The sequence below is a fragment of the Pseudoduganella violaceinigra DSM 15887 genome, assembly GCF_000425385.1.
GTDB lineage: Bacteria > Pseudomonadota > Gammaproteobacteria > Burkholderiales > Burkholderiaceae_D > Rugamonas > Rugamonas violaceinigra.
In genome coordinates this window covers 74,598-92,735 of the sequence record NZ_AUDI01000012.1, presented here as the reverse complement: position 1 = coordinate 92,735, position 18,138 = coordinate 74,598, and the positions used below count along the sequence as shown (strand labels likewise).

Below are 18,138 nucleotides of genomic sequence, written 5' to 3'. Positions count from 1 at the left end.
GTAAATTAGTTGTCGAGGTGGGAGATCTGCAGCCGGCGGCTTTCGTGCACAACGCCGCCGGATTTGTGCTCCAGCACCAGTTCGGCTTTTTGCTCGTCCAGCGAGATGCCGACCGAAAGGATGTCGATCAGCAGCAGTTGCAGGATGCGCGAGATCATCGACAGGAAGGCGCTGCTGTCTTCCGCGTGGTCCACCGCCAGGCAGAGCGTGGCTTTCTTGGCCAGCGGCGACTGGCTGCTGGTGATGGCGATGACGTCGGCGCCGGCTTTACGCGCCGATTCCACCGCTTCCAGCAGCTCGGGCAGCTTGCCGGAGTTGGAAATCGCGATCACGACGTCACCCGGTTTCAGCAGCTCCGAGGCCAGCTTGAACAGGTGCGAGTCGCCGTAAGCCGCCGTCGGAATACGGAAGCGGAAGAACTTGTGCTGGCCGTCCAGCGCCACCACGCGCGAATTGCCCATGGCGTAGAACTCGACCTTCTTGGCCTTGGACAGCAGTTCGATGGCGCGATCCAGCGAGTGCACATCCATCTGGTCGCGGAATTTCAGGATCGCGGAGACGGTGTTGTCGATCACCTTGGCGCTCAGGTCGTGCGTGCTGTCGGAGACACGCACCTGGCTGTGGCGTACCGGGATGGCGCCGGTCAGGCTGGAGGCAAATTTCAGCTTGAAGTCGGCCAAGCCCTGGAAGCCCAGCGAGCGGCAGAAGCGGATCACGGTCGGCTGCGACACTTCCGCCAGGCGGGCGATGTCGGCGATCGGTTCGTTCAGCACCAGGCGCGGCTGCTCGATCACCAGCTGCGCCACGCGCTGTTCGGCCGGCGTCAGTTCCGATTTGAGCGTCTGCACCCGTTCCATCAGGGTGTTGGCGCCGGTGCGTCCGCGCAGGTGCTCGGACAGGATGGTCGCCACGCCGTAGAACGCCGGGTTCGGCGCGGTGATGACGTAGGTCGGGATGTCGGCCAGGTAGGACGAGAAGCGGCCCTTGGCTTCAAAGCGGCTGCGGAACTGCGATTCCTTGAACCATTCTCCCATGCGCGGCACGATGCCGCCGCCGATGAAGATGCCGCCGAAGGAACCCAGCGTCACCGCCAGGTTGGCCGCGGCGCCGCCCAGCATGGCGCAGAAGCATTCCAGCACTTCAATGCACAGTTCATTCTTGTCTTTCAGTGCGCCGGCGATGATTTGCTGCGACGTCAGTTCGCGCACATTCAGGCCGTTGCGGCGCGCCAGCGCGCGGTAGATGATTTCCATGCCCGGGCCGGAAATCAGGCGTTCATTCGATACGTGCGGCCAGGTTTGCCAGGCATATTGCAGGATGGCGTATTCGCGCTCGTCGGCCGGGGCGAAATTGGTGTGGCCGCCTTCCGATCCCAGGGTCACGAAACCATCCGTGGTCGGGATCACGCCGGAGCAGCCCAGGCCTGTGCCGGGGCCCAGCACGCCGATCACGGAATTCTGCGCCGGGGTTCCCCCGCCGACCTGCATCAGGTCATCGGCCTTGAAGCCGGGGATCGCCATCGCCAGCGCGGTGAAGTCGTTCACGACCAGCAGGGTATGCAGGCCAAGCTCGCGCCGCACTTCGTCCGTTGAAAATTGCCAGTCACGGTTGGTCATGCGAATGAAATCGCCATGGACCGGGTTGGCCAGCGCCAGCGCGCCGTGATTCAGGGTGATGTCGCCGTGGTCGGCCAGATAGCTGCGCAGGAGAGGAACGATGCCGGTGAAGTCGTCGCATTGCAGCACGCGGACGGACTGGAACTCGCCGGGCGCCGTTTGCAGGGCCAGGCGAGCATGGGTGGCCCCGATGTCAGCCAGCAGGCGGGGGCCATCCGCAAAAGCGGAACGGTGAGCTTTTGGGTCTGCCTCTATCTGTTTCATCTTCTATTTAAATTTTAGATAACACCTGAAGGCGGGAGAATACCCTAAAACCGCCGCGGCGGGGTCAAGCGGCGTACCCGAACCACGCCCCATACCCCGGCAACTGAACCTCGCCGTCCACCACGTCGCCCGGCAAGCCGGGCTGCTCCAGCTTCTGCGCGCCCTGCGCCGCAGGCAAGCGGAAGTTGACCGGCGCCGCGCCCAGGTTAAACAGCCCGATCACACTGCGCTCCCCTTCCAGGTCGCGCCGCAGCGCAAGCACCGGCTCCGGCGCGTCATAGAACACGATATCGCCGCGCGTCAGCTGCGGCATGCTCTTGCGCCAGGCGATCATGCGGCGCGCGAAGTTCAGCGGCGAATCCGGATCCGTCTCCTGCACCGAAGCCGCGATAGCCTTGTGCTCCTCCGCCACCGGCAGCCATGGCGTACCGGACGTGAAGCCGCCATGCGCGCCGTTGGTCCAGGCGATCGGTGTACGGCAGCCATCGCGCCCCTTGAATTCAGGCCAGAAGGTCTTCCCGTACGGGTCCTGGATCAGCTCATACGGCACATCGGCTTCGCTGAAAGCCAATTCATCGCCCTGGTACAGGCAAGGCGTGCCTTTCAGCGACAGCTGCATGGCCAGCACCAGCTTGGCGAAGGCCGCCTGGTTGCTCATGCCGTTCCAGCGTGTCACCACGCGCACCGCGTCGTGGTTGCCGACCGACCACGAAGGCTGGCCATCCTTGACGCGCGCCTTGAAGTCCTCGACCTGCTTGCGGATATGGCCGGCGCTGCTGTCCGCAGTGAGCAGATTGAAGCTGTAGGCCATGTGCAGCTTGTTGCCGCCCGCCGTGTATTCGGCCATGACGGCCAGCGAATCGTCCGCCCCCACTTCGCCAATCGCGACCGCGCCGTATTCATCCAGCAGCACGCGCAGCTTTTCCAGGAAAGCGACGTTTTCGGGCTGGCTCTTGTCATGGATGTGGGCCTGCATGCCGTACGGGTTGGCGTCGCTGACGGTGGATGTGTCGCGCACCAGGGCCGGCGGATTGCTGCGCAGCTGGCGGTCATGGAAGTGGAAGTTGCAGGCGTCCATGCGCACGCCGTCCACACCGCGTTCGAGCCAGAACCGCAGCGCGTCGAGGTGCGCCTGCTGCACTTCCGGGTTGTGGAAGTTCAGGTCCGGCTGGCTGACCAGGAAGTTGTGCATGTAGTACTGCTTGCGGCGCGAATCCCATTGCCACGACGAGCCGCCGAATACGGACAGCCAGTTGTTGGGTGGATTCCCATCCGGCAGCGGATCGGCCCAGATATACCAGTCGGACTTCGGATTGTCGCGCGAAGAGCGGCTCTCCTTGAACCAGGGGTGGTCTTCGGAAGTGTGGGACATGACCTGGTCGATCATGATCTTCAGGCCCAGGCCGTGGGCCTTGGCGATCATGCGGTCAAAGTCGGCCAGCGTGCCGAACATCGGGTCGACATCGCAATAGTCGGCCACATCGTAGCCGAAATCGCGCATCGGGGATTTGAAGAAAGGCGAGATCCAGATAATGTCCACGCCCAGCTTGGCGATGTAGTCGAGGCGATCGGTGATGCCATCCAGATCGCCGATGCCGTCACCGTTGGTGTCAAGGTAGCTGCGTGGATAGACCTGATAAATGATTGCTTCTTTCCACCAAGGTGTGCTCATATTCCCAATCCCGATAAAAACTGTGATGTAGATAATATACATGATGAACACAGGAAGTTCAAATCCTATTATTCCTTAAAAATCAATAACTTATAAATTCTCAAGTAGTCAAACTACATGTAAGTGAAACCAGTAGTTGCCAAGAAAGATGGCTTCGCATAGCATCGCGCCCATTATTCGAAACGGGAGAGCTCATGTCGACGCAGGAACTGGAACAGGGTAACGGGCCAATGCCCCGGCAAATCCCGTACATCATCACCAACGAAGCCTGCGAGCGTTTCAGCTTTTACGGGATGCGCAATATCCTGGTGCCTTTCCTGATCAGTACCCTGCTGCTGTTCATCCCGGCGGAACACCGCGCCAACGAAGCGAAGCACGTCTTCCATACCTTCGTGATCGGTGTCTACTTCTTCCCGCTGCTGGGCGGCTGGCTGTCGGACCGCTTCTTCGGCAAATACAACACGGTGTTCTGGTTCTCGCTGATCTACTGCGCGGGACATGCCTGCCTGGCGCTCTTTGAAGCCAACCTCAATGGCTTCTACTTCGGCCTGTTCCTGATCGCTTTCGGTTCGGGCGGCATCAAGCCCCTGGTGGTGTCCTTCGTCGGCGACCAGTTCGACCAGACCAACAAGAAGAAGGCCAAGGTGGTGTTCGACGCTTTCTACTGGAGCATCAACTTCGGTTCCTTCTTTGCCTCCCTGCTGATGCCGATCTTCCTGAAAGACTTCGGTCCGGCCGTGGCATTCGGCGTTCCCGGCATCCTGATGTTCATCGCCACCATCGTATTCTGGCTGGGCCGCAACAAGTATGTGCACATTCCTCCCTCGGAACCGAGCAAGGAATCCTTCACGCGCGTCGCCAGGACTGCCCTGATGTCGGCCATGCCGGGACAATCGCGTCCGGGCCTGACGGTTGCCTTGATTGGGGTGGTGGCCGGCGTCGTATCGCTGGCGATGACGCCGTCCTGGGGCTTCGTGATCGCAGCCTGTACCGCCCTGGTGCTGGTCATGGCGTTCGGCGGCATCGGCACGTCGATGCAACTGGAACGCGCGCGCGGCAAGCATAGCGACGAAGCGGTGGACGGCGTGCGTGCAGTGCTGCGCATCTTTATCGTGTTTGCCATGGTGACGCCGTTCTGGTCCCTGTTCGACCAGAAGGCATCCACCTGGATTGTGCAGGCCAACGATATGGTGCATCCGACCTACGAATTCCTGGGCTGGTCGTTCTCCTTCGTGCCGGCGCAGATGCAGGCGCTGAACCCGCTGCTGGTGATGCTGCTGATCCCCTTTAACAACATCGCGCTGTTCCCGCTGCTGCGCAAGCTGGGCATCGAGCCGACGCCGCTGCGCCGCATGGGCACCGGCATCCTCGTCTCCGCGCTGGCGTGGGTGGTGATCGGCACGCTGCAGGTGGTCATGGATGGCGGCACGCCGGTATCGATGGCGTGGCAGATCCTGCCGTATGCGCTGCTGACCTTTGGCGAGGTGCTGGTTTCCGCCACCGGCCTGGAGTTCGCGTATTCCCAGGCGCCGTCTTCAATGAAGGGCGTGATCATGGCGCTCTGGTACCTGGCGGTCACCGTCGGCAACCTGTGGGTGTTGATCCTGAACGCGGGCGTGAAGAACGATGCCGTATCGGCATATATCAAGACCACCGGCTTCTCGGTCATGGCCTTCCAGATGTACTTCTTCGCCGCCTTCGCCGCCCTGGTGGCGGGCTGCTTCGCGCTCTATGCAATGCGCTACAGGATGGTGGACTTCTACCGCAAGGAACCGGAGCCGCAAGTCTGCTACGGCACCACGCCTGAAGCGCAAAAAGCCTGACACGCATTCCGCAGGAGGCGGCGCGATACGGCGGCAATCCGCACAAGGCGCCGCCGCAATTCCGGATTTCCGCCGCACCTGGGTTTCCCGGCAACGCTCATCGCCTAGCCGGCACCAATAAAATCAAGCACTTGCCATGCCGCCCGCTGCTGGCATGGAAGCTGCTAATTGCTGGTCAAAACACACCCTTGTCGAGGAGACCCAGCATGACCAAGCTCAAACTTGCATCCATCATCGTGGCCGCAGCTTTCGCCACCACTGCCAACGCCGAGGAAGTTGTCCGCCTCGGCAACCTGAAGTTCGCCCACTACGGCGCCGTCTCGTATATCAAGGAAATCGCCCCCAAGTGCGGCATCAAGGTTGAAGAACACGTCTTCGCCAAAGGCCCGGACGTGATGCAGGCCATCCTGGCCGGCGAGCTCGATGTCGGCGCCACCGCGTCCGAAGCCGCCATCCAGGGCCGCGCCAATGGCGCCCCGATTTATGTTGTCGCAGGTTTCGCCAAAGGTGGCGCGCGCCTGGTCGCGCGCCCCGACAGCGGCATCAAGGCCATCAAGGACCTGAAGGGCAAGAAAGTCGGCGTGACGCGCGGCGGCATCCACGAAGTGCTGCTGGCAGCCGAACTGGCGCAGGCCGGCCTGAGCTTCTCCGACCAGCCGGGCAAGGACGTGCAGCTGGTATTCCTCGCCTTCGCCGATCTGAACCAGGCCCTGCTCGGCAAGAACCTGGACGCCATCATGCAATCGGAGCCGCAATCCTCGCAAGCCATCAACAAAGGCTACGGCGTGGAAGTCATGAAGCCGTATGACACCCCGATCGGCGAGCCGGTGCGCACCCTGGTCATGAGCGAAAAGTTCTACACCACCCACCGCGCCACTGCCGCCAAGTTCATGAGCTGCTTCGTACAGGCCACCAAGACCTTCATCGACGACAAGCCGGCCGCCGAGAAGTACGTGCGCAACGCAATCTTCAAAGGCCAGATCACCTCCGACGATTTCCAGGACGCGATCTCCAATTCGCCGTACACCTATGATATCTCGCCGCAGCACATCCAGATCACCACCGATGTGATGAACAAGACCGGCGTGGGCAAAATGCGCAAGGCGCCCGTGGCCACCGAGTGGGTCAAGACCGACCTGCTGGACGAAGCCAAGAAAAGCCTGAACATCAAATAAGGCGGAGTCCATCATGGCAAAAATGAATTTACGCCAGGTTGCCGCAGGCTCCGTCGTGCCCGTCCTGCTGATCGCAATATGGCAGGTATGCGCTTCGCTTGAATGGATCAATCCGCAAGTGCTGCCCTCGCCGTGGGCCGTGGTGACCAAGTGGGTCGAATACCTGCTGCCGTTGCAAGCGTACGATCCGGCTGCCAGTTCCTGGCTGGCCTGGGCGCTCTCCGGCGAGCTGATTGGCGATACCGTCAGCAGCATGTACCGCGTGCTGGTCGGCTTTGCCGTCGGCGCCGGCCTGGCCTTGCCTTTCGGCCTGGTCATGGGTTCGAGCAAGCGTATGTACGACTGGCTCAACCCCTTGCTGCAGGTGCTGCGTCCGATTCCTCCGATCGCCTATATTCCGCTGGCCATCTTGTGGTTCGGCCTGGGCAACGCACCCGCGGTATTCCTGATTGCACTGGGCGCTTTCTTCCCCGTGCTGATGAATACCATCGCCGGAGTGCGCCAGGTGGACGGCATTTATGTCCGCGCCGCCCACAACCTGGGCGTCAGCCAGAGCACCATGTTCTTGCGCGTGATGTTGCCGGCTGCCGTACCCTACATCCTGTCCGGCGTGCGCATCGGCATCGGCACCGCCTTCATCGTGGTGATTGTGTCGGAAATGATCGCCGTGAACAACGGCCTCGGTTTCCGCATCCTTGAGGCACGCGAGTACTTCTGGTCCGACAAGATCATCGCCGGCATGATCAGCATCGGCCTGCTTGGCCTGGCGATCGATATCGGCATGAACAAATTGAATAATCACTTGCTGCGCTGGCACCGCGGCCTGGAGAACTGAAATGAGCGCAACCCATATCGACGTCAAAGGCGTCAACAAGGTATTCAAGACCGACAACCGCGAAGTCGTGGCGCTGCGCGACATCAACCTGCAAATCCCGCACGGCCAATTCGTTTGCCTGCTGGGCCCATCGGGCTGCGGAAAATCGACGCTGCTGAATGCGATCGCCGGCTTCTCGCTCCCCTCCAGCGGCGCGATTACGGCCGACGGCCAGCTGGTCACCGGTCCGGGGCCGGAACGCGGCATGGTGTTTCAGGAATATGCGCTGTTCCCCTGGATGACGGTGGAAAAGAACATCGCCTTCGGCCTGGAAATCAAGGGCATGGCGCAGGCCCAAATCAAGCAGCGCGTGGACCAGCTGCTGTCCATGCTGTCGCTGTCGGACTTCCGCAACCGTTATCCGAAAGACCTGTCCGGCGGCATGCGCCAGCGCGTGGCGATTGCGCGCGTGCTGGCACTTGATTCGCCGATCATGCTGATGGATGAACCGTTCGGTGCATTGGATGCCCTCACCCGCCGCAACCTGCAGGACGAGTTACTGCGCATCTGGTCGGAACTGAAGAAAACCATCATCTTCGTGACCCACAGTATCGAAGAGGCCATCTACCTGGCCGACCGTATCGTGGTCATGACCTACCGTCCCGGTACAGTCAAACGCGACATGATTGTCGAACTGCCGCGCCTGCGCGACCCCGCGTCGGCCGAGTTCAACGCGCTCAAACGCGAGCTTGGCGCGCTGGTGATGGAAGAGCAGCAGCGCCATCACAGCGACGAACTGCGCATGGCGGCAGTCGACTAAACCCCGCTCCGCGGCCGGGTCAGGCCCTGGGGCCTGGCCCTGGATTACCGGTTTAGAATTGCACACATGCGCAAACCCCACCTCCTGCTGCTTCCCGCGGCCGCAATCGTCATCGCAGCCGCCTACCTGATCGGCGCCCACCGCGCCGGCAACGAACAGCTGGCCCAGGGCCGGCGCCAACTGCAACTCATGGCGCCGGAACTGCAATCGGTACTGGAACGCTTCGAAACCCTGCCCTTCGTCCTGGCCCGGCAGCCCGACCTGGCCAACGCCCTCGCCCACCCGAACGACCAGGACGCCATCACCCGCCTGAACCAGACCCTGCAAACCATCCAGCAGCAAGCCAAGGTCGGTGCGCTGTACCTGATGGACCGCAGCGGCCTGACGCTCGGCGCCAGCAACTGGGACCAGCCGCGCGGTTTCACCGGCAAGAATTTCTCTTACCGCCCTTACTTCCAGGCTTCACTGAAAGGCGAAGCCGGCCGCTTCTACGGCATCGGCACCAGCACCAGCGAAGCCGGCTACTTTATCTCGCAGCCGGTGCCCCGGCACGGCGAGATCGCCGGCGTCATCGCAGTCAAGATCAGCCTCGCCGAACTGGAACACAATTGGAACAGCAGCGAAGACCCGATCCTGCTGGCCGACCGCCACGGCGTGATCTTCCTCAGCAACCGCGCCGCCTGGCGCTACCACAGCCTGGCGCCGCTGCCAGCCAGCGCCCTGGCGGAACTGGCCAGCACGCAGCAATATATCGGCCACCAAGTTACACCGCTGGCGCGCGATCCCGGCCCGCGCGTCACGCAGGAAGTGGGCCGCCTGGGCTGGCAGCTGATGATTTTCCCCAACCAGCTGCGCGTGGTTCGCGGCGGCATCTACTGGGCGCTGTCGGCGGCGCTACTCCTGGCTTGCGGCGCAATATCCTACTGGGCCATGCACCAGCGCCGCCGCCGCCGCGAAGAGCGCCTGGCCTTTGACCGCGAACTGGAAAGCCGCATCGCCCAGCGCACGCAACAGCTCAGCGAAACCAACCGCATCCTGCGCACGACGCAGAATGAGCTGGTGCAGGCGGGAAAACTCGCCATGCTGGGCCAGATGGCGGCGGGCATGACGCATGAATTGAACCAGCCACTAGCGGCGATCCGCGCCTTTGCCGACAACGCACGCACCTTCCTGGAGCGCGGCCAGCCGGAGCAGGCGGCCAGCAACCTGGGGCACATCAGCGATGCCAGTGCACGCATGGGCGCCATCATCAGCCAGTTGAAGGGCTTCGCCCGCAAGGACGAAGCGGTCGGTCCCGTGGATTTGGGGCGCGCAGTACGCAGTTCGGCTTTCCTGCTGGAGAGCGAAAGCAAGCGGCGCAATGTCGTGCTGGAGATCGACACTGGCGCCGCACCGCTGACAGTGGCGGGCGACGTGGTGCGCATCGAACAGGTCCTGATCAACTTACTGCGCAATGCACTGGATGCGGTTGAAGCGACGCCGCAGCCGCGCGTCTCCGTATTTCTGGCCCGTGAAGGCAGCGAAGGCGTCGCGCGCATCATCGATAACGGCCCCGGGATTCAGCAGGAAGCGGCGGCTCACCTCTTCGAGCCCTTCTTCACCACCAAGCCTGCCGGGCAAGGTCTGGGGCTTGGGCTGGCGATTTCGTCTTCCATCGTACAAGCGATGAATGGGCGGCTGACGGCGCATAACATGGCATCCGGCGGAGCGCAGTTTGAGTTACGCTTACCCCTTATTCAGGAAGGAACGGGCAAATGAAGGCGCTATTGGTTGAAGACGAGGCCGTGCTGCGCCTCGCCACTTCGCAAACACTGGAACTGGGCGGATTCGCTGTGCAGGCTTGTGCCAGCGCGGAAGAAGCGACGCCTCTGTTGCAGGCCGATTTTCCCGGGGTGGTCGTGACCGACGTGCGCTTGCCCGGCCGCTCCGGCCTGGATCTTCTGGCAAGCATCGCGGCGCTGGATGCCGAATTGCCCGTCATCGTGGTCACCGGCCACGGCGATGTCAGCATGGCCGTGGCAGCAATGCGCGCGGGCGCCTACGATTTCATTGAAAAGCCCTTCTCATCCGAACGGCTGATGGATGCCGTCAAACGCGCCCAGGAGCGGCGCAGCCTGGTGCTGGAGAACCGCCAACTGCGCAGCGAACGCGCACAGCATCCCGACATGCCGGACCTGATCGGCCGCTCCGAAGCCATCGAGCACTTGAAGGTCGTGGTGCGCAACATCGCGCCGACAAGCGTCGATATCCTGGTCAACGGCCAGACCGGCACCGGCAAGGAAGTGATGGCGCGCCTGATCCACGCGGCCAGCGGACGGAAAGGGAATTTCGTCGCGATCAATTGCGGCGCCTTGCCGGAGTCCGTGTTCGAAAGCGAGATCTTCGGCCATGAACCAGGGGCATTCACCGGCGCCCAGAAGCGCCGCATCGGCAAGCTTGAATACGCCAACGGCGGCACGGTGTTCCTCGACGAGATCGAGAGCATGCCCATGGCATTGCAAGTCAAGCTGCTGCGCGTACTGCAGGAGCGGCGCCTTGAGCGGCTGGGCGGCAACGAGTCCGTCGCACTGGACTGCCGGATCATCGCCGCCAGCAAGGCGGACCTGTTGGCCTTATCGACGCAAGGCCAGTTCCGCGAAGACCTGTATTACCGGATCGGCGTGATCAGCATCGACTTGCCGCGCTTGCGCGACCGGCGCGAGGACATTCCGCTGCTGCTGGCGCACTTTGTCGCGGAAGCGGCGCAGCGCTACCAGCGCCCCCTGCCACAATGGACGGCGGAGCAGATGGCAGCATGGCAGGCATCCGACTGGCCGGGAAATGTACGCGAGCTACGCAATTTCGCGGAACGGCTTACGCTTGGACTTGTGCCCCCGGCCGCCCCGGCAAACAGTATCGCCAGCGCCGCGGCGATCGTCCCCGCAGCAGTGGATGCCGAACAAGCCTCACTGCCGCAGCAGGTCGACGCCTTTGAACGTGACCTGATCCTGCGGGCGCTGGCGGCTGCGGACAACAACGTGGCCCTGGCTGCGGATCGCCTCCTCCTGCCGCGCAAGACCTTGTACGACAAATTGAAAAAGCACCAGATCCAGCGCGATTGAAATGTAGTATAACTACACGCTTTGCGATAAGATTTCTGTAGCACCACTACTACGGAGACTTCATGAAGCAGCGTTACTTAACGGCGGCCCTGGCGGCGCTTGCAGCCAGCATCGCATCGCAGGCCCTGGCTGCACCAACCACGGCCCTTACCGCCTCGCCGGGCGCCGCGACACCCGCCACGCTGGCTTCCTGCGAAGGCCCACACGAAACTGTCCTGGCACGCACGCAAGGCTTCGATGCGCGCGCCCTGTGGCTCGATGGACGGCTGGCCAAATGGACCGGGATCGAGGCTGAAGGCAGCTTCAAACTCTATTACGCCACAGCCGCCGGCATCAGCGCGCCGCAAGGCGGAACCGTCGGCGGCGCCGACGGAGCACTGGAACTGAGCGCAACTACCGCGCCGCTGGCACCGGGGCTGGCCGCACGCTTCAAATATACCGGCGACGGCGTGGTATTGGCGCTTCCCTCCGCCGACCACGCCCGCCTGCCAACCTTGCTGGCCAAGCAGCTGGTACTGGTGCAGCAACACCCGGATGGCACCGTGCGCGACGCGACCGCACTGCAAGTCCCGGGGGCCTTGGATGACCTCTACGCAGCCGCCGAGCAGGTCCCCGATCTCGGCGCTACCGCAGGCAAAGGCAGCACGGGTTTCAAACTGTGGGCGCCGACCGCGCAGCGCGTAGCCGTGTGCGTGTTCGACACCGGCAGCAGCAAAGCAAAATCGATCACCGCCATGCACGCCGATACGAAGACCGGTATCTGGTCCGCCAGCGCGCGCGGCAACTTGTCCGGCCACTACTACAAATATGTGGTGGATGTGGTGGCCCCCAGGACGGGCCTGGTGCGCAATCTGGTTACCGATCCCTACTCGGTCAGCCTGGCCGCCGACTCCGCCCGCAGCTATATTGCAGACCTGGCCGACCCGCGCCTGGCACCCGCAGGCTGGAACAAAGACCAGCCACCGGCCACGGTGAAGGCGCAGCCGGACATGTCGATCTACGAACTGCATGTGCGCGACTTCTCGATCAACGACCTCTCGGTCAGCGCCATGAATCGCGGCAAATACACAGCCTTCCGCGAAACCGGCTCCAGCGGCATGAAGCACTTGGCGATGCTGGCCAGGGCTGGGCTGACCGACGTGCACCTGCTGCCGGTGTATGACCTTGGTAGCGTACCGGAAAAAGGCTGCGTCTCGCCGGTCGTCCATGGGGCGCCGGACAGCGACCAGCAGCAGAAAATCGTCGGCGATAACGCCCTGAAGGACTGCTATAACTGGGGTTACGATCCATGGCATTACAACGCGCCGGAAGGCAGCTACAGTACTGACGCATCCGACGGTGCGCGCCGCATCATCGAGTTGCGCGAAATGGTGATGGCACTGCACAAGGCCGGCCTGCGGGTCGGCACCGACGTGGTCTATAACCACACTTATCGGGGCGGCCAGCATGAACGTTCCGTTCTGGACCGCATCGTCCCAGGGTACTACCAGCGGCTTAACCTGAAAGGCGACGTAGAGAATTCAAGCTGTTGCTTCAACACCGCCACAGAGAACCGCATGATGGCCAAGTTGATGATCGACTCGGCCGAACTGTGGACAAAGCACTACCACATCGACTCCTTCCGCTTCGACCTGATGGGCCACCAGCCGCGCGCGGCGATGGAGGCGCTCCAGTCGCGCGTCAACAAGGCCGCCGGGCGCCATGTGAACCTGATCGGCGAAGGCTGGAATTTCGGGGAAGTAGCGGATGGTGCGCGCTTCGTACAGGCTTCGCAGCTGTCGCTGAATGGCAGCGGGATCGGCACATTCAGCGACCGTGCACGCGATGCCGTCCGCGGCGGCGGCGCAGGCGACTCGGGGCCGCAAATGATTGCCCTGCAAGGCTACGTCAACGGATTGGTGTACGACCCGAACGCCAACGCGGGACTGCGTCCGGTGGCGGATCTGCTGGCCGCTTCCGACCTGGTGAAAGTGGGGCTGGCCGGTTCGATCCGCAGCTATCGCATGCAGACCTATACCGGCGAGACGAAGGAACTGCAGACTATCCCCTACGGCGGAAGCCAGCCCGCCGGCTACGCGAGCCAGCCGGGCGAAGTGGTCAACTATGTGGAGAACCACGATAACCAGACGCTGTACGACATCGACGCCTTCAAGCTGCCGCTGGCAACCACCAGCGCCGACCGGGCACGCGTGCAGATGCTGGCGGCGGCGATCAACGCATTCTCGCAGGGAGTAGCCTACTATCATGCGGGCTTTGATATCCTGCGCTCCAAGTCGATGGACCGCAACAGCTTTGAATCGGGCGACTGGTTCAACCGTATCGACTGGACCTACCAGACCAATTACTTCGGCTCCGGCCTGCCACCGGCAGCCGACAACGGCAAGGACTACGCCCTGATCCAGCCTTTGCTTGCCAATGCCGCGCTGAAGCCGACGCCCGTCGATATCGCTTTTGCGCGCGATACCTTCCGCGATTTGCTGCGCATTCGCGCAAGCAGCACGCTTTTCCGCATGCGGACGGCCCAGGACATCCGGCAGCGCCTGCATTTCCTCAATACCGGGCCGGGCCAGGTAGCAAGCGTCGTGGCGGCGAGGCTGGATGGTTCAGGCTATGAGGGCGCGGGGTTCCGCACCGTGGCGTACTTCATCAACGTCGATAAGGCGGAGCAAACGATTACTTCCCCCGGCGAGGCCGGAAAAGCATATCGCCTGCATCCGGTGCAGGCTGCGGCGCAGGCCGGCGACAAGCGCGCGATGGAAGCGCGCTACGATGCAATAAAAGGCAGCTTCACCATTCCAGCGAGGACGGCAATAGTATTCGTCGAATAATCTTTACGGCCAGGGCCGTCCAACCATGTCAACTATACTCCGCGCAATTCAAGGCGACATCACTAAAATGCCGGTCGATGCAATCGTCAATGCAGCCAACTCTTCGCTATTGGGTGGAGGCGGCGTTGACGGCGCAATCCATCGCGCTGCGGGGCCAGACCTAGTCCACGAATGTCGACTCCTCGGTGGCTGCAAGACTGGCCAGGCAAAATTGACGAAGGGCTACCGGCTGCCGGCCAAGCACATCATCCATACTGTCGGACCGGTTTGGCGCGGCGGCACAAATGGTGAGCCGGAGCTCTTGACGGCCTGCTATCGCAGCAGCGTCGAGTTAGCAGCAAAGCACGGTTCCGTCTCGCTGGCATTCCCCAGCATCAGTACGGGCATCTATGGCTACCCGATCGAGTTGGCCGCCAATCTGGCCGTATCGACAGTGCGCACAGCTGTCGAGCAATTCCCAGGCATTCAAGAAGTCATCTTCTGCTGCTTTTCGCAAGCTGACCTTGCAGTCTACGAAGCGATTCTCAAACAATGAAACAGCCTTCACTCTCCAACGGCGAATGACTTGCCGGTACGTAGGCTTGCCAACTACGTACCCCCAAGCTTAGTCGATCGCTTGCGCTGCAGGCGGTCTTACTGTGCCAGCAAAATAGTAGCGTTCTTACCGTTGGTATGGACAGCACCGTTTTTCACGGTATATGAAAGGCCCGAATAGGCATCCCTCACTTTTGCGCCATCGGCGAATACGCCGCCGACGGCAATATCGACTGGCTGCACGGTCTTCACGTCCAGCGCGACGACAACCTTATCGTCGCCACGCACGCGGCTGAAGGTGTATGGTGCGTCCGCCAGTTTCTTATGCTCGCCAGCACCGATCGCCGGATGCTGTTGACGGAATTTTCCAAGCTTCGCCCAATGCGCCCGTATTTTTGCGTTCGCCTTCAAGTCGCCCCAATTCATGAACGAGCGCAGCTTCGCATCGCCCTTCGCGTCGGCCACGTCAAGGCGCCGTGAAATCTCGTCGCCGTAGTAAATCTGCGCTGCGCCCGGCGCAAGAAGCAGCTTGTTCGCGGTCTCGAAAGGCTTCTGTCGGGCGGGATCGAATGGATTGCCGTCATCGTGAGAATCCATGTAGTTCATGACCGTGTACCCTTTCAGCGGCCCCGCCAGCTGCGTCGCATACTTGCCGAACAGGGACTCGTAATCACCCTTCGCATCGTGCACCATGCCGAAGTTGATCAAGCCATCAAAGCCGTTGGCGTAGAAATTCGCTTTCGCGCCGCCCCCCATGTCGAAGTCCAGGCCGTGCGCGATGTTGTAGTTGTACACCTCCCCCACCATGAAAAAGCGGCCATCGCCCAGCACCTGCTTCGGATTCAGGCTTTTCCATTCATCGTGCGCCGCCAGCGCCACCTTGCGCAATTCCGCCCATACGCCCGGCTCGACATGCTTGGCCGTATCGGCGCGGAAGCCGTCGATGCCGAACTTGCGCACCCAGTCCGCATGCCACTTCATCAGGTAGTAGCGCGGTGCGCGCGGATAGCCGGTGCGCGCGAAGAAATCGTCCAGCTCCTTCGTCTCGCGTTCGTACCGCCCTTCGGACTTCCACTTGGCTGCCAGCGCCTCCGGCAATTCAACCGGCGCATCGCTCTCGGTACGGAAATCGGGCAGGTTCTTCACCAGCGTGCAGCTCACGGTGGTCGCCACATCCTTATACGAGCATTGCGGCTCCGTACGCACCCAGCCTTCCGGCCAAGCCGGATCGGCAACCGTCACCGGCCCGGTGTGATTCATCACCACATCCAGCAGCACGCGTATGCCGCGCGCATGAGCTGCTTCGACGAAATCACGGAAGTCCTTTTCCGTGCCGAGATTGGCGTCCATCGCCGTAAAATCGCGCGCCCAGTAGCCGTGGAAACCGTAGGATTTTCCTGTGCCCTCGTCGGTCCCGGCATGGACTTGTTCTACCGGAGGCGTTGTCCAGATCACATCCACGCCCAAGTCGTCGAAATAGCCGGACTTGATTTTCGCTGTCAGTCCCTTGAAGTCGCCACCCATGAAGCCACGCAGCGGCGCGGCATCGGCCTTGCGGCCATAAGCGAGATCATTGCTCTTGTCGCCGTTCGCGAAACGGTCGGTCACCAGGAAGTAAACGGTCGCATTCTCCCAGAGGAACGGCTTCGGCGGCGCGGCGAATGCACTGTGTGCGCCAGCGGAAAACAACAAGGACAATGCGATGGATGACAGTTTCATTCGGCTTTTCCTATGTAATAACAGATGGATTACTGCGGCCAGTATGCATGGCGATGCTGGCCACGCTGTCTGCAATGGCAATCAGGCCGGCCAGGGCCTGCTGCGTCGGGATATCGTGCTGCGCGGGATCGGCTTCATATCGTTCCAGATAAACGCGCAGGGTCGCGCCCTCCGTGCCAGTGCCGGACAGGCGATACACGATGCGCGAGCCATCCGTCATCATGATGCGGATGCCTTGCTTGCTCGCGTGCGAGCCATCCACTGGATCCGAATATTCGAAATCGTCGGCGGAGCGCACTTCGTAATGGTTCAGCTTCTGTCCTGGCAGATTGGTCAGCTTGATGCGCAAATCCTGCATCAGCAACTGCGCGTCGTCGGCTGCGAAAGCTTCATAATCGTGGCGGGAGTAATAATGGCGTCCGAATCGCCGCCAATGTCCGGTGACGATTTCCTTGACCGACGTACCGCGCACCGCCAGCAGATTAAGCCAGAACAGCACGGCCCACAGCCCGTCCTTTTCACGGATGTGGCGCGAGCCGGTGCCGTAGCTCTCTTCACCGCATAAAGTCGCCTTGCCCGCATCGAGCAGCGTGCCAAAGTACTTCCAGCCGGTGGGCGTCTCGTAGCACGGCACGCCCAATTCCGCTGCGACCCGGTCGGCGGCGCGCGAAGTCGGCATGGAGCGGGCGATGCCTGCCAGGCCGTCAGAATAGCCTGGCGCCACCGTGGCGTTGGCCGCCAGCACAGCCAGGCTGTCGGATGGCGTGACCACGAAATTGCGGCCCACGATCATATTGCGGTCGGCATCGCCGTCCGACGCCGCGCCAAAGTCGGGCGCGGCATTGGCGCACATGATATCGATCAGCTCTTCCGCGTTGGATGGATTGGGATCGGGATGCAGGCCGCCAAAATCCTCCAGCGGCGTGCCATTGATGACCGTACCGGCAGGCGCTCCCAGCATGCCTTCGAGGATGGCTTGCGCATACGGCCCTGAGACCGCGTTCATGGCGTCGAAACGCATGGTGAAGCCGCCTGCGAACAAGCGGCGGATGGCATCGAAGTCGAACAACTGCGCCATCAACTCGGCGTAATCGGCGACAGGATCGATCACCGCCACCGTCATGCCCTCGATCGTCAAGCGCGCGCCAGCAGCGTCGACATCAATGTCCGGTGCGTCGCTGATGCGATATTGTTCCAGCGCCAGCGTACGCGCATAGATCGATTCGGTCAGCGCCTCCGGGGCGGGACCGCCGTTTTCGGCGTTGTACTTGATGCCGAAGTCCCCGTCCGGGCCGCCGGGGTTGTGACTGGCGGAAAGAATGATACCGCCCATCGCCCCATGTTTGCGGATCACACAGCTCGCGGCAGGGGTGGACAGAATACCGCCTTGCCCCAGCAGCACCCGCGCGAAACCATGCGCGGCGGCCATCTTCAGAATCACCTGGATCGCGGCGCGATTGTGATAGCGGCCGTCGCCGCCCAGCACCAGCGTTTTGCCGGCGGCTTCGCCGAGCGTGTCAAACACGCCCTGCACAAAATTTTCGAGATAGTGGGGCTGCTGGAAAACCGCGACTTTCTTGCGCAGTCCCGAGGTCCCCGGGCGCTGCCCTGGAATGGGGGAAGTTGCTACCGTATGGATTGCCATATTCGCTCCTTCTGGGGTGAAAGTCGGGGTCAGCTCTGGCAATCGGACAGGGCGCTGCGCGCCATGTCCGATTGCCAGAGCTGACCCCGACTTTCACCGTTGTACCGCGAATAGCGCGATCGGTGCG

12 protein-coding genes are annotated in these 18,138 nt (G+C 62.0%); 8 read left to right on the top strand and 4 right to left on the bottom strand.

Annotated features, from left to right (window positions below):
- Positions 1 to 5: 5 nt before the first annotated feature.
- Both H597_RS0108365 and H597_RS0108360 read right to left on the bottom strand, forming a co-directional pair.
- A complete protein-coding gene (locus H597_RS0108365) occupies positions 6 to 1,880 on the bottom strand; it encodes a glucokinase (RefSeq protein WP_028101736.1) in 1,875 nt (624 codons plus the stop codon).
- 64 nt (positions 1,881 to 1,944) lie between these two features.
- Positions 1,945 to 3,552 carry an alpha-amylase family glycosyl hydrolase gene (locus tag H597_RS0108360; protein WP_035373643.1) on the bottom strand — a complete coding sequence of 536 codons (1,608 nt, stop codon included), beginning with the start codon at positions 3,550 to 3,552 and terminating at the stop codon, positions 1,945 to 1,947.
- Between the two features lie 194 nt (positions 3,553 to 3,746).
- On the opposite strand from H597_RS0108360, the gene H597_RS30230 reads away from it, so the two are divergent.
- The 8 genes from H597_RS30230 to H597_RS0108320 all read left to right on the top strand — a co-directional run bounded on the left by H597_RS30230 (position 3,747) and on the right by H597_RS0108320 (position 14,648).
- Positions 3,747 to 5,375 (top strand): POT-type proton-dependent oligopeptide transporter, encoded by a 1,629-nt coding sequence (locus tag H597_RS30230; protein WP_051293627.1) that lies wholly within the window; start codon positions 3,747 to 3,749, stop codon positions 5,373 to 5,375.
- Positions 5,376 to 5,581: 206 nt separating this feature from the next.
- Positions 5,582 to 6,550 (top strand): ABC transporter substrate-binding protein, encoded by a 969-nt coding sequence (locus tag H597_RS0108350; protein WP_028101734.1) that lies wholly within the window; start codon positions 5,582 to 5,584, stop codon positions 6,548 to 6,550.
- A 13-nt stretch (positions 6,551 to 6,563) separates the two neighbouring features.
- Positions 6,564 to 7,385 (top strand): ABC transporter permease, encoded by an 822-nt coding sequence (locus H597_RS0108345; RefSeq protein WP_028101733.1) that lies wholly within the window; start codon positions 6,564 to 6,566, stop codon positions 7,383 to 7,385.
- A 1-nt stretch (position 7,386) separates the two neighbouring features.
- Positions 7,387 to 8,184 (top strand): ABC transporter ATP-binding protein, encoded by a 798-nt coding sequence (locus tag H597_RS0108340; protein ID WP_028101732.1) that lies wholly within the window; start codon positions 7,387 to 7,389, stop codon positions 8,182 to 8,184.
- Positions 8,185 to 8,250: 66 nt separating this feature from the next.
- A complete protein-coding gene (locus H597_RS0108335) occupies positions 8,251 to 9,942 on the top strand; it encodes a sensor histidine kinase (RefSeq protein ID WP_028101731.1) in 1,692 nt (563 codons plus the stop codon).
- Positions 9,939 to 11,285, top strand: coding sequence for a sigma-54-dependent transcriptional regulator (locus H597_RS0108330; RefSeq protein ID WP_028101730.1), 1,347 nt, complete (start codon positions 9,939 to 9,941; stop codon positions 11,283 to 11,285). Before H597_RS0108335 ends, H597_RS0108330 begins: the two co-directional genes overlap by 4 nt.
- A gap of 62 nt (positions 11,286 to 11,347) precedes the next feature.
- Positions 11,348 to 14,113, top strand: a complete 2,766-nt coding sequence (locus H597_RS0108325) for an alpha-1,6-glucosidase domain-containing protein (RefSeq protein ID WP_083941009.1) — start codon at positions 11,348 to 11,350, stop codon at positions 14,111 to 14,113.
- 25 nt (positions 14,114 to 14,138) lie between these two features.
- Entirely contained in the window at positions 14,139 to 14,648 is a 510-nt protein-coding gene (locus tag H597_RS0108320) for an O-acetyl-ADP-ribose deacetylase (protein WP_028101728.1), read from the top strand.
- Between the two features lie 98 nt (positions 14,649 to 14,746).
- On the opposite strand, the gene H597_RS0108315 is transcribed toward H597_RS0108320, so the two are convergent.
- Together H597_RS0108315 and H597_RS0108310 are read right to left on the bottom strand one after the other, a co-directional pair.
- Positions 14,747 to 16,441 carry an alpha-amylase family glycosyl hydrolase gene (locus H597_RS0108315; protein WP_307579116.1) on the bottom strand — a complete coding sequence of 565 codons (1,695 nt, stop codon included), beginning with the start codon at positions 16,439 to 16,441 and terminating at the stop codon, positions 14,747 to 14,749.
- On the bottom strand, positions 16,377 to 18,011 hold the full coding sequence (locus tag H597_RS0108310; protein WP_028101726.1) for an alpha-D-glucose phosphate-specific phosphoglucomutase: 1,635 nt from the start codon (positions 18,009 to 18,011) through the stop codon (positions 16,377 to 16,379). Before H597_RS0108310 ends, H597_RS0108315 begins: the two co-directional genes overlap by 65 nt.
- Positions 18,012 to 18,138: the final 127 nt, after the last annotated feature.